This window comes from Streptomyces aidingensis (genome assembly GCF_900112355.1).
Taxonomy (GTDB): Bacteria; Actinomycetota; Actinomycetes; order Streptomycetales; family Streptomycetaceae; genus Streptomyces; species Streptomyces aidingensis.
Genome location: NZ_FOLM01000012.1, coordinates 197,096 through 209,415, shown reverse-complemented (window position 1 = coordinate 209,415; position 12,320 = coordinate 197,096). Strand labels below are relative to the sequence as shown.

The following is a 12,320-nucleotide window of genomic DNA, read 5'->3' as shown; positions in this document are numbered from 1 at the left end:
ACCCATGTGCCGCCATCTCGCCTACCTCGGGCCGCCCCGCACCCTGGCCGAGCTGATCACCGCACCGCCCTACGGCCTGCACCGCCAGTCGTGGGCCCCGCGCCGCCAGCGCCACGGCACCGTCAACGCCGACGGCTTCGGCATCGGCTGGTACCCGGAGCCGGCCCCGCCCGGCGGGCCCGCCCCCGAACCGGCCCGCTACCGCCGCTCCATCCCCCTCTGGGCCGACGGCAACCTGCCCGACCTGGCCCGGGCCGTGCGCAGCACCGCCGTGCTCGCCGCCGTCCGCTCCGCCACCGCCGGCACCAGCCAGGACGAGGCCGCCGCCGCGCCCTTCGCCGCCGGCCCCTGGCTGTTCAGCCACAACGGCGCCGTCAGCCGCTGGACCGACCTGCCCGCCGACACCGGCTGGCCGCTCTCCCCCGCCGCGCTGCTCTCCCTGGAGGCCCGCTGCGACTCCGCCCTCCTGTGGGCCATGACACTCACCCTGCTGCGCAGCGGCACCCCGGCCGGCGACGCGCTGGCCGCCGTCGTACACGCCACCGCCGCGGTCCGCCCGGACGCCCGGCTCAATCTGCTGCTCACCGACGGCCGCTCCATCGCCGCCGTCCGCCACGGCGACACCCTGTGGTGGCGGGCGGAGCCCGGGCCCGGCAACGCCGTCACCGTCGCCTCCGAACCCGACACCGAGGACGGCACCGGCTGGCAGGAGGTCCCGGACCGCTCGCTGCTGCTCGCCACCCCCGCCGGCACCCGGGTGCTGCCGCCGGCCGACGGCCCCTCCGCCGCCGCACCACCACCACCGCCGCCGCCGTCCGCCGTCCTCGCCCCCGGCCCCGCCTGACGCGCAGAAAGGAACCCCTTCCGTGACGAGTCCCGAGCCGAGCCGCTTCACCCTGGACCACCGGCTGCCCGCCGGCCATTTCGACCGCGAGCTGCGCGCCGACGCCCGCGCCGGGCTGACCGCCACCCCCAAGGTGCTGCCGCCCAAGTGGTTCTACGACGAGCGCGGCAGCGCGCTGTTCGACGAGATCACCCGGCTGCCGGAGTACTACCTGACCCGGGCCGAGCGGGAAATCCTGCATGCCAGGGCCGCCGGCATCGCCCGGCTCACCGGCGCCCGCTCCCTCGCCGAACTGGGCTCCGGCACCTCGGAGAAGACCCGGGTCCTGCTCGACGCCCTGACCGCCGCCGGAACCCTGGAACGCTACGCGCCCGTCGATGTCAGCCCCGCCCCGCTCCGCGAAGCGGGCGCGGCCCTCCGCACCGCCTACCCCGCACTGCGCATCACCGCCACCGTCGCCGACTTCGAGCACGACCTGACGCTGCCCCGCGACCCGGCCCCCGTGCTGGTCGCCTTCCTCGGCAGCACCCTCGGCAATCTGGACACCCCCCGCCGGGCCGCCTTCTTCACCGCCCTGCGCGCCGCGCTCCGCCCCGGCGACTCCCTCCTCCTCGGCGCCGACCTGGTCAAGGATCCCCAGACCCTGATCCGCGCCTACGACGACAGCCGGGGCATCACCGCCGAGTTCAACCGCAACGTCCTGCATGTTCTCAACGAGGGCCTGGACGCCGACTTCCAGCCGGACACCTTCCAGCACCGCGCCGTCTGGAATCCCGAGGAGGAGCGCATGGAAATGCGCCTGCGCTCCCGCACCGCCCAGAGCGTCAAACTCCCGGCCGCCGGACTGACCGCCGACTTCGCCGAGGGCGAGGAACTCCTCACCGAGATCTCCGTCAAATTCCGCCGCGACCGCCTCACCGCCGAACTCGCGGACGGCGGCTTCACCCTCACCGAATGGTGGACCGACACCGCCGCCCGCTACGCCCTCCTCCTGGCCACCCCCACCCCCTGACCACCCCCCGCACCGGGGGCGGCGGCCCCGCCCCGCCGCCCCCGCCCCAGTGCACACGAATTCGACAACGGGGCACGGTCGCCGGCTTCGTAGACTGACGGAACCCTTCGTCCGACAGCCAGGAGCAGCCCGTGCGTCCGCAGCGGTTCATGGATTTCGCCGTCCGTACCTACTCAGCGGCCGGCCTGGAGGCCGAGCCCTGGCAGGACGGCACGAAACGCCCGTTCGGGGTCCGGGTCAGGCTGCCCGGCGGCGGTCAGATCTGGCACGCGGTGACCGCCGCCGCACCGCCGGGGGAAGACTACGCAGCGCCCGAGCAGCCCGTGGAGAAGGAGGCCCCCGCGCCGGTCCCGCTGCCCGCCCTGGGGAACGGACCGGTGCCCGTACCGGCGGCCGAACAGTATCTGGCGGCGCTCCTGACCAATGCGGGCAGCCTTGAAATCATCCGCGCATACGGCTATTCGGGACGGGAGGCCTCCTCGCAGAATCCGGGCCTGGGTGTCGAGTTCCACAGCGGCGGAAAGATCCACTGTGTATTCGTGCACGCCGCGCGAGCCGGACAGCAACGGGGCCAGGAGTACGCGCTCCCCGGGGAAATCTGATCATGAGCAAGTGCCCGCAATGCGGAACCATCACCTCGGCCCCGGTCGGCTCGCCGACACCCCCGCACCAGAAGCCGGACGGCAGCCGTCGGTCCTGCGACGGGGCCGGCAGTCCCGGCGTGTGAGTGCAGGCACGGGGCCGGAGGATCCCTTCCGGTCCACCGGCCGCGCCCGGCGGTGTCTGCTCACTTCCCCGCGCGGCCCGGGAACAGCCGGCGAAGTGGCGGTGCGGTTACCGGGAGGGCACAGGATGCGTGAATCTGGCATGCGCCCTCCCGTCTGTGCCCGGCGCCACGGTAGTTTTTGGACATGGCTCGTGGACGTCATCGACACTCCCCCCTGCATCGCCGGGCCGTACCGGCCGGGGCGGGGGGCTTCGCCGTGCTGTGCGCGGTCGCGGCGCTGCTGGTCGAGGAGGCCGCGGTGCTGCGCCCGCTGATCGTGCTGAGCGCGGCCGTCACTCTGGCGGTGGGCGTGGTGCTGCGCCGATGGGACATGGAGGCCGGCCGCCAGGTGGCCAAGGAACGCGCCAAACGCTCGGCCGCCGCCTGGCGGGGCGAGGAGCGCCAGGCCGAGCTGGAGGAGGCGCTGGAGCAGATCACCCTGCTGGAGGACAAGCTCCAGGCCAAGCGGGTCGATCTGGGCCGGCTGCGCAGCGAGTACGCCGAGCTGCTGCGCCGCTATGCGCACTCCGAGAACGAACGGGCCAATGTGCTGGAGAGCCGGCGCCGGCTGGCCCTGGAGGCCGCCGCCCCGACCAAGGCGCTGCCCGCCCAGTCCGCGGACCACCGCACGGCGGGCGGCGCGCCCACCCCGCTGACCTATCTCCAGGCCGAGCGGGCGCTGACCAACCTCACGGCCAATGCCGCGCGGCAGGAGGAGACGCGCAGGCAGCAGGAGCCGGTCTATCCGCAGCGCTCCGGCACCCCGGCGGTGCAGCCGCCCGCGCCGCGCACGGCGGGGTTCGACTTCTTCGGTGCGCCGGCCGCCCGCCGCACCGGCCGGCAGCAGCGCACCGGGGAGGCCGCCCCGGCGGACGGCTCCCGGGACGGCGACGACGCCGAGGACGTCCAGGACGTCGAGGACGTCGAGGACGTCGAGGACACCGGGGAGATCGTGACCGCCGAGCTGGTGGAGGAGGACGACGAGCCGGCCCGGCCGGACGGCGCCGCGGAGCGTGCGCCGCGGCAGGCCGGTGACACCGTCCGGTCCGCCGCCCGCCCGCACCCGGCCTCCGCCGCTCACTGACCCGCGGCCCCCGGCTGCCCGGCTGCCCGGCCGGGCGCATCGCATCAGGACCGCACAGGGGAGCGGCCCCGGAGGGGGCGGTCTCCGGGGCCGCTCTCGGGTGTGCCGGGCGGCTGGTCTTGCGGGTCACGCGATCTCGCCGTGCCGTGACGGTCGGCCTCACGGCGGTTCGCGGAACGGTTCCCGCAAGCTCCGGCACACTCCGCGCCAGGTCCGGCGGCGGTCACGGACCTCTCGGCGCTGGGTGAGGGTCGGAACGGATCAGTGCAGCCAGGGGCGGTCGGCGACAAACGGCAGCCGGGTCCAGACGCGTTCCAGGCCCCAGACCCGTCCGGCGCCGCAGGCGGCCACCACGATCATCACCACGGCGTAGATCACATGCTGGTCGATCAGCGGGTTGGTGGACATGCTGGGCGAGCCGTCGGACAGTTCCCTGGCGGGCGGCCACTGGCTGAGCCACAGCACCAGCATCATGCTGCTGCCGGCCACGGCGGTGGGCCGCAGTGCCACACCGAGGATCAGGGCCAGGCCGCAGCCGGACAGGCCGGCCATGAACATCAGGTCGATCCACAGGTTGCCGGCCCAGGCGTGGAAGGTGGCCTCCAGGGGGCCGACGTCCACGCCGCTCAGATAGCCCTCGGCGGGCGAGACGCCCTCGATCCAGGCGCGTTCGGAGGGGGTGGCGTAGCCCAGGCCGAAGGTCTTGTCCACAAAGGCCCAGAACAGGATCAGTCCGGTGGCGATGCGCAGCGCGGCCAGCGCCTTGGCGGCGGGACCGGAGACGATGGTGCCGTCGAGCGCCGGAGCGGTCTCGGCGTCGGATGGTGAGGGAGCGGTCTGCCGGATCGGCTGGACGGACATGACACTCCTCTCCTTCGCGGGGTTGAGTGGGGACGTGGGGGGTGGGTGGTGCGGGTGCGGGGCCGTGGGGTGGTGCGGGGTGGAGGGCGGCGTGTCCCGGGGTCCCGCACACCGGGACACGCCGCCGGACTGGGGGGGCGGGTCAGGTCAAGGTCAGCTCGGTTCGGTGCCCCAGACCAGACCGCCGTTCACATGGGCCGTGACCGTGGCCGTCTCGGCGTAGGCGGTTCCGGTGCCGTGGCTGTAGTCGTCGGTCTCGTCGAAGGCGGACCAGTCGGACTTGCTCATCCGCAACTGGAGGTCGCCGGTGCCGGCGCCGGGTGCCAGGCTGCCGCTGGTGAAGGAGACTTCCAGATAGCTGTCGGCGCCGTTCACCGCGGTGGGCAGATGGACCACCTCAAGGTCCAGGTTGGCGCAGCCGACCACGGCCCAGTCGCACCAGGCGCTGACCGATGAGGCTCCGTCGCGGGTGAACCAGTAGCGCAGGGTCACGGTGCTCAGATCGACCGGGGTGTCGCCGGTGTTGCGCAGCCGCAGGCTGGGGCGGATGGCGTTGTCGGTGGCCGAGCTGTCGTTGTTCTTGTATTCGACGGCCAGGGCGGCGTCACCGGGCTCGGGTTCCGGGTCCGGGTCGGGCTCCGGGTCCGGGTCCGGCTCCGGGTCCGGGTCCGGCTCGGGGTCGGGGTCCGGGTTGCCCAGGTACTCGTTGAGGCTGATGCCGGTGGTGCTGGTGCTGCCGCCCAGCTTCACTTCGTGGTCCAGGCCGACGAACTTGCCGCCCTGGCTCCACAGCGCCGGCTCGACAAAGCCGTACTTCTCCTCGTCCCAGCTCGCCCAGTCGTAGCCCAGCAGGCCGCCGGTGTCACCGGAGTTGGGGTTCAGGCACCAGAAGGTGTGGTGGACGCCGTAGTCGGTCATCATGTCGCGCAGCGCGGTCATCCACTTCTCGTTGTCCCCGCCGTCGAGATGACCGCCCCATTCGCCGATCAGCAGCGGCGCGGTGTTCTCCTTGTGGATGTAGAGCCAGTTCGGGTCCCAGACGTCCCGCTCCAGGGTGGTGCGGTTCCAGTCGCCCTCGAACCACGGCTGCTGCCACACCGAGGGGCCGTAGTCGTGCGGCGAGTAGACGAGCTGGTCCTGGCCGGCGCCGAGGTCCACCGGGTAGTCCTTGACGCCGCGCAGATTGCCGCCCCACCACATGCCGTAGTAGTCGGTCGGGGTGGTGGAGGTCCAGCTCACGCCCTCGCGCGGGTAGACCTCGATGCCCTCGCAGAGGATCAGCATGTTGGGGTTGATGGCCAGGATGCGCTTGCCCGCGGTTTCGCAGGCGTGCTTCCAGTTGTCCTCGTCGGTGGAGTCGTCCCACTTGGCGCGCGGGGTCTCGTTCGCCTTGCCGTGCGGCTCGTTCTCGATGTCGAAGGCGACCAGGGTGTCGTTGTCCTTGTACCGGTCGGCGACCCACTCCCAGGTGGAGTAGAAGATCTCGCTGGTGATCTCGCCCTTGTACCACATCGGGTACACATGACCTGAGTTGTCCGCTTCGGCGCTGTGCACATCGAGCATGACCTTCAGGCCGTACTTCTCGCACAGCGTCAGCCAGTAGTCGAAGACCCCGAGGGTGGTCCGGCCCTCCAGCTCCGGGTTGACATAGGTGTTGATCCCGGAGGCCACCGCGGCCTGGCCGTTCTTCCACTCGTTGAGCAACTGGGTGGAGATGGGCACCCGGACGATGTTGAAGCCGCGTTCCGCCACCGCGCGCGTGACGTCCTCGATGTTCGCGGACCACAGGCCGTGGAAGAAGCGCTCCGAGGTGTTGAAACCGAACCAGTTGACACCGGTGAGCCAGACCTGGTTGCCGGCCTGGTCGGTGATCTTGTTCCCGTCGGTGGTCAGCCAGTCGGTGCCGGCGGCGCCGGCGGTCTGCACCGGACCGGACTCCTCGGGGGCCGGCTCGGCGCCGGCCGAACCGGCCAGGCCGGGCAGCCCCGCGGCGAGCAGCGCGCCGAGGACCAGTCCGGCCGCCGCAAGCGGCCGTCTGCTCTTGGATCGTCTCCGGGTGAAGGAAGACATGCTGGGGGTCGTTCCCTTCCTTGCGGATGCGGCTCTGCGCGCCGCGAGGCGCGCGGGGGGGGTCGCCGTGGAAGGGGGTGGCCAAGCGTCCGCGGACCGAGACGCTTCGTACCGAATTTTTGGGAGCGCTCCCAGTTTTCGGTACGTGACGGCACACCACCCTCCCGCGGCTCTCCCCGCGGTCGAATGCCCGATTCGACTCCGTCACATGAAGCCAGCCCGCCATGCCCCTGTCAATACAACGGTCACCGCCTTTAGGGCGCGAAGGAAGCGGCTCGATGAAAGGTGCAGGCAGGGGGCGTGTCGGTGCGCAAAATTTTTGGGAGCGCTCCCACATAGTGGACGATGAAACCACTTTCCGAACGCTGTGGCGCGGCGGCCCCGCCCGGAAGGAAGACGGGGCCGCCGCGCGGCCGGGGAGGAGGGGAGAACAGGCTCAGCGGGCCAGGATCAGGCTCATCGCCTCGGCCCGGGTGGCGGCGTCCCGCAACTGGCCGCGCACCGCCGAGGTGGTGGTCTTGGCACCCGGCTTGCGCACCCCGCGCATGGTCATGCACATGTGCTCGCACTCCAGCACCACGATCACCCCCCGGGGTTCCAGGATGCGCATCAGCGAATCCGCGATCTGGGTGGTGAGCCGCTCCTGCACCTGCGGCCGGCGGGCGTAGACGTCCACCAGCCGGGCCAGCTTGGACAGCCCGGTGATCTTGCCGCTGGTGGACGGAATGTAGCCGACATGGGCGACGCCCTGGAACGGCACCAGGTGGTGCTCGCAGCTGGAGAACACCTCGATGTCCTTGACCAGCACCATCTCGTCGTGGCCGAGATCGAAGGTGGTGGTCAGCACGTCCTCCGGACGCTGCCAGAGCCCGGCGAAGATCTCCTTGTAGGCCCGGGCGACCCGGGCCGGGGTCTCGCGCAGCCCCTCGCGGTCCGGATCCTCCCCGACCGCGATCAGCAGTTCGCGGATGGCGTTCTCCGCCCGCTTCTCGTCGAACTCCCCGAGCGGGCTCTCGCCGTCCGGCGTCACCGGGTCGGTCATGCCTGTCCTCGTTCCGTCGTTCACGGCACCGGGAAGCGTCCTGCCCGCGCCCGGGGCCCCATGTTCGCACACGCGTTCGCCAATATGCGGACGCGCCCCTCGGGTAAACCCGAGGGGCGCGAGGGGCATTCCCGCCCCGGCCGGTGGCGCTGCCGCCGGTGCTGCGGGGGCCCGGCTCAGCTCGGTCCGGAGGCTCCGGGCGGCTGGTGGCCGGGCCGCGGCGGCAGCTCGCCCAGCGGACCGGTACCGGTGCCGCTGCCGGCGCCGCCGCCTGGCGGGACCGGGCCCAGCGGCGGGTTGAGCTGCTTGGTCTCCTGCTCGCCCCCGCTGCCCGCGACACCGCTGCCATTGGCCAGGGAGAGCTGCTTGACCGGCACGGACACCGGCGGCCTGGTGGACGGCGTACGGTGCGGCGAGCCCGTCCACGCCGGACGCGGCGGGCGCTTCACCACCGGCCGGAAGATCTCCTCCAGCTCGTCCTTGCCCAGCGTCTCCTTCTCCAGCAGCGCCAGCACCAGATTGTCGAGCACATCGCGGTTCTCCACCAGGATCTCCCACGCCTCGTTGTGCGCCGCCTCGATGAGCCGCTTGACCTCCTCGTCCACCATCCCGGCGACCTCTTCCGAGTAGTCGCGCTGGTGGCCCATCTCCTTGCCGAGGAACGGCTCGGAATGGTCGGAGCCGAACTTGATCGCGCCCAGCCGCTCGGACATGCCGAACTGGGTGACCATGCCGCGCGCGGTGGCGGTGGCCTTCTCGATGTCATTGCCCGCGCCGGTGGTCGGATCGTGGAACACCAGCTCCTCGGCCGCCCGGCCGCCCAGCATGTAGGCGAGCTGGTCCAGCATCTCGTTGCGGGTGGTGGAGTACTTGTCCTCCTCCGGCAGCACCATGGTGTAGCCCAGGGCCCGGCCCCGGGAGAGGATCGTCACCTTGTGCACCGGATCGCTGTTCGGGGAGGCCGCCGCGACCAGGGCGTGCCCGCCCTCGTGGTAGGCGGTGATCAGCTTCTCCTTGTCGGACATGATCCGGGAGCGCTTCTGCGGGCCGGCCACCACCCGGTCGATCGCCTCGTCCAGGTACTTGTTGTCGATCAGCTTGGCGTTGCCCCGGGCGGCCAGCAGCGCCGCCTCGTTGAGCACATTGGACAGGTCCGCGCCGGTGAAACCGGGGGTGCGGCGGGCGACCGCGCCCAGATCCACGTCCGGCGCGACCGGCTTGCCCTTCTGGTGCACCTTGAGGATCTCCAGCCGGCCCTGCATGTCCGGGCGGTCCACCGCGATCTGGCGGTCGAAGCGGCCCGGGCGCAGCAGCGCCGGGTCCAGGATGTCCGGCCGGTTGGTGGCGGCGATCAGGATCACACCGCCCTTGACGTCGAAGCCGTCCATCTCGACCAGAAGCTGGTTCAGGGTCTGCTCGCGCTCGTCATGGCCGCCGCCCATGCCGGCGCCGCGGTGCCGGCCGACGGCGTCGATCTCGTCCACGAAGACGATGGCCGGGGCGTTGGCCTTGGCCTGCTCGAACAGATCCCGCACCCGGGAGGCGCCGACACCGACGAACATCTCCACGAAGTCGGAGCCGGAGATCGAGTAGAACGGCACCCCGGCCTCGCCGGCCACGGCGCGGGCCAGCAGGGTCTTGCCGGTGCCGGGCGGGCCGTAGAGCAGCACGCCCTTGGGGATCTTGGCGCCCACCGCCTGGAACTTGGCCGGCTCCTGAAGGAATTCCTTGATCTCGTGGAGCTCCTCCACCGCCTCGTCGGCACCCGCCACATCGGTGAAGGTCGTCTTGGGGGTGTCCTTGGTGATCAGCTTGGCCTTGGACTTGCCGAAGTTCATCACCCGCGAGCCGCCGCCCTGCATCTGGTTCAGCAGGAACAGGAACAGCACGATGATCAGCAGGAACGGCAGGATCGACAGCACCATCGAGAGGAACGGGTTCTGCGACTTCGGGCTGACCGTGTAGCCCTCCGGCAGCAGCTCCTCCTCGCTCTGGTACTTCGACTGCAGCAGCTTGGCCAGCTCCACGCCCTGCTCGTCGATGTAGCTGGCCTCCACCTTGTCGGAGTCGACCTCGGGGATCCGCTCGCCTTCCTTGAGCTGGACCTTGATCTTCTGCTCGTCGCCGGTGGTGAGCTCGGCGGCCTGCACCTGGTTCTTCTGGATGGCCTCGACGACCTGCCCGGTGTCGACCTTGGTGTATCCCTCGCCGGACCGGAACACCATCATGAGCAGGAGCAAAGCGGCCACGGCCAGCAGGATCCACATGACCGGCCCACGGAAGTAGCGCTTCATCAGTCTCTTCTACGAGGCTGTGCGGCCCCGTCCCTCCTGCCACTCGGTGTGTGCACGGCCCCCGGACGGAGGCCGTCGTGCGTCGGTGTCCGTTTCGCCGGGCGCTCCCGGCGCCGGACAAGCTGACTTATCGCGACGGTACCGCAGCATGCCCGCCCGGCGCTGCCCGGCGCCGCCTTCCGGCCGCCGGGCTCTCCCGTCACGCTTCTTCTGACCTCCTCAAACGGTCCGGCGCCGCCAGATGTTCCGGGCACCGGTCATTTCGCGCCGGATTGCGTACCGGAGAACCACGGCGGACGGGCGCCGGTCAGCCGCCGTAGACATGCGGCGCCAGGGTGCCGATGAAGGGGAGATTGCGGTATTTCTCGCCGTAGTCCAGGCCGTAGCCGACCACGAACTCACTGGGAATGTCGAAGCCGACCCACTTGACGTCGATGTCCACCTTGGCGGCCTCCGGCTTGCGCAGCAGCGTCATGATCTCCAGCGACGCCGGCTCCCGGGAACCGAGGTTGGACAGCAGCCAGGACAGGGTCAGCCCGGAGTCGATGATGTCCTCGACGATCAGGACGTGCTTGTCCTTGATGTCGGTGTCCAGATCCTTCAGGATCCGCACCACGCCCGAGGACTGGGTGCCCGCGCCGTACGAGGAGATCGCCATCCAGTCCATGGTGACCGGCGTGGCGAGCGCCCGCGCCAGATCGGCCATCACCATGACGGCGCCCTTGAGCACCCCGACCAGCAGCAGGTCCTTGCCCTCGTAGCCGGCGTCGATCTTGGCGGCCAGTTCGGCAAGCCTGGCGTCGATCTCTTGCTTGGTGATCAGCACCGACCGAAGGTCGGCGCCGAGGTCTTTCTCCTGCACCCTGGCCACTCTCTTGGTACGTCTCTTGGTACGGAAATCCGATACGGACACCCGGCACGGAACGAGACGCGGAACCGTCCGCCGGACGGTCACGGCCACGGCACCGGCCACGGCATCCGGCCGCGGCCGGTCCGCGCACCGCCCGTGGGCCGCGCTAGCCGTCCGCCTGCTGGAGGACCAGTCTGCCACCCTGCCGCCGGGCCTCGACCCGGCCCGGCAGGTTCAGCGGGCGCTGGCCGCGCCAGGCGGTGATCAGCCGGTCGGTCTCCTCGATGTGCCGGGCGAACAGCGAACCGGCCGGCGCGCCCGCGGCGATCGCGGCCCGGCGCAGCACCCGGCGGCGCACCGCGGGCGGCAGCTCGCTCAGGGCCGCCACCTCCAGCGTGCCGTCCGCCCGGGTGACCTCCCGCTGCGCCCGCTGCGCCCAGGCGTCCAGGGCGTCGGCGTCGTCCCGGGAGAGCCGGGCGGTGCGGGCCAGTGCCTCCACCACGCCCCGGCCCAGGGCCTTCTCCAGCACCGGCAGGGCTTCGTGACGCACCCGGGAACGGGCGTAGGCGGGGTCGGTGTTGTGCGGGTCGTCCCAGACCGGCAGGCCCTGCTCGGCGCAGGCGGTGCGGGCGGTCTGGCGGTCGAGCTGGAGAAACGGCCGCCGGTAGCGGCGGGCCGCGGCGCACCAGGCGGCCGGCCGGGCCGGGGCGGCGGTGGCCGTGGCGGCGCCGGCCGCCGGGGGGCGGGCGGCGGGGGCGGGGGGCGGCGGGGCGGCCGGGGGCGCGGCGGCCGGGCTGCCGGAGACGGCCGGCATGCCGGCCAGCGAACGGATGCCGGAGCCGCGGGCCAGGCCCAGCAGCACCGTCTCCGCCTGGTCGTCCCGGGTGTGGCCGAGCAGTACGGCCACCGCGCCGTGCCGCTCGGCGGCCCCGTCCAGGGCGGCGTAGCGGGCGGTCCGGGCGGCGGCCTCCGGGCCGCCGGTGCGGCCCACCGTGACGGTGGCGACATCGGCCGGCTCCAGGCCCAGGGCGGCCATCCGGTCGGCCACCTCGCGGGCCCGCTCGGCGGAGCCCTCCTGGAGGCCGTGGTCCACGGTGATGCCGCCGGCGCGCAGGCCGAGCCGGGGGGCTTCGAAGGCGAGGGCGGAGGCGAGGGCCATGGAGTCGGCGCCGCCGGAGCAGGCGGCCAGAATCAGCGGGGCCGGGGCCGGGGCGGGGGCGGTGTGCGGGGCGCCGGGGGCGGCCGGGCGGTCGGCCGGCGGCCGGAGGTCGTCGAGGATCTCGTGCAGGGCACGGCGGACGGCCAGGCGTATCGCCGCGACCGTGGGGTGGGGACCCATGTCCGATCACTTCCTAGGACACTCGGGGGATCGCTGCGGGCGATCTGGTGAATCTCCGGGGGGCTCTGGGGTTACCGTCACGCGGACCAGCGGAGTACGGGTCACGCTGCGTGCGTTTATGGTGACAGAGGCAGGCTGCTCCCCGAGCATTGCACGCC

Annotated in this window: 10 protein-coding genes; 4 read left to right on the top strand and 6 right to left on the bottom strand. The window is 72.0% G+C overall.

Annotated elements, in window-relative coordinates:
* Positions 1-4 precede the first annotated feature (4 nt).
* The 4 genes from egtC to BM242_RS20995 all read left to right on the top strand — a co-directional run bounded on the left by egtC (position 5) and on the right by BM242_RS20995 (position 3,706).
* Positions 5-844, top strand: a complete 840-nt coding sequence (gene egtC / locus BM242_RS21010) for an ergothioneine biosynthesis protein EgtC (protein WP_093840435.1) — start codon at positions 5-7, stop codon at positions 842-844.
* A gap of 22 nt (positions 845-866) precedes the next feature.
* Entirely contained in the window at positions 867-1,856 is a 990-nt protein-coding gene (egtD, locus tag BM242_RS21005) for an L-histidine N(alpha)-methyltransferase (protein ID WP_425443897.1), read from the top strand.
* 131 nt (positions 1,857-1,987) lie between these two features.
* Complete coding sequence (locus tag BM242_RS21000) at positions 1,988-2,458, top strand: hypothetical protein (protein ID WP_093840434.1); 471 nt, start codon at positions 1,988-1,990, stop codon at positions 2,456-2,458.
* Between the two features lie 309 nt (positions 2,459-2,767).
* The gene (locus BM242_RS20995) at positions 2,768-3,706 is read left to right on the top strand and encodes a hypothetical protein (protein WP_139238394.1); all 939 of its coding nucleotides are present in this window, start codon (positions 2,768-2,770) and stop codon (positions 3,704-3,706) included.
* Positions 3,707-3,967: 261 nt separating this feature from the next.
* On the opposite strand, the gene BM242_RS20990 is transcribed toward BM242_RS20995, so the two are convergent.
* The 6 genes from BM242_RS20990 to tilS all read right to left on the bottom strand — a co-directional run bounded on the left by BM242_RS20990 (position 3,968) and on the right by tilS (position 12,018).
* Positions 3,968-4,567 carry a DoxX family protein gene (locus tag BM242_RS20990; protein ID WP_093840432.1) on the bottom strand — a complete coding sequence of 200 codons (600 nt, stop codon included), beginning with the start codon at positions 4,565-4,567 and terminating at the stop codon, positions 3,968-3,970.
* Between the two features lie 153 nt (positions 4,568-4,720).
* On the bottom strand, positions 4,721-6,637 hold the full coding sequence (locus BM242_RS20985; protein ID WP_093840431.1) for a cellulase family glycosylhydrolase: 1,917 nt from the start codon (positions 6,635-6,637) through the stop codon (positions 4,721-4,723).
* Positions 6,638-7,073: 436 nt separating this feature from the next.
* Positions 7,074-7,679, bottom strand: coding sequence for a GTP cyclohydrolase I FolE (gene folE, locus BM242_RS20980; protein ID WP_093840430.1), 606 nt, complete (start codon positions 7,677-7,679; stop codon positions 7,074-7,076).
* A gap of 176 nt (positions 7,680-7,855) precedes the next feature.
* A complete protein-coding gene (ftsH, locus tag BM242_RS20975) occupies positions 7,856-9,973 on the bottom strand; it encodes an ATP-dependent zinc metalloprotease FtsH (protein WP_093840429.1) in 2,118 nt (705 codons plus the stop codon).
* A gap of 307 nt (positions 9,974-10,280) precedes the next feature.
* Positions 10,281-10,835 carry a hypoxanthine phosphoribosyltransferase gene (gene hpt, locus BM242_RS20970; protein ID WP_093840428.1) on the bottom strand — a complete coding sequence of 185 codons (555 nt, stop codon included), beginning with the start codon at positions 10,833-10,835 and terminating at the stop codon, positions 10,281-10,283.
* 154 nt (positions 10,836-10,989) lie between these two features.
* A complete protein-coding gene (tilS, locus tag BM242_RS31225; RefSeq protein ID WP_425443902.1) occupies positions 10,990-12,018 on the bottom strand; it encodes a tRNA lysidine(34) synthetase TilS in 1,029 nt (342 codons plus the stop codon).
* Between the last annotated feature and the right edge of the window lie 302 nt (positions 12,019-12,320).

Coding starts and splice junctions, on each gene's coding strand:
- folE (WP_093840430.1), bottom strand. CDS start 7,679: ATGACCGACCCGGTGACGCCGGACGGCGAGAGCCCGCTCGGGGAGTTC.
- egtC (WP_093840435.1), top strand. CDS start 5: ATGTGCCGCCATCTCGCCTACCTCGGGCCGCCCCGCACCCTGGCCGAG.
- BM242_RS20990 (WP_093840432.1), bottom strand. CDS start 4,567: ATGTCCGTCCAGCCGATCCGGCAGACCGCTCCCTCACCATCCGACGCC.
- BM242_RS20995 (WP_139238394.1), top strand. CDS start 2,768: ATGGCTCGTGGACGTCATCGACACTCCCCCCTGCATCGCCGGGCCGTA.
- BM242_RS20985 (WP_093840431.1), bottom strand. CDS start 6,637: ATGTCTTCCTTCACCCGGAGACGATCCAAGAGCAGACGGCCGCTTGCG.
- ftsH (WP_093840429.1), bottom strand. CDS start 9,973: ATGAAGCGCTACTTCCGTGGGCCGGTCATGTGGATCCTGCTGGCCGTG.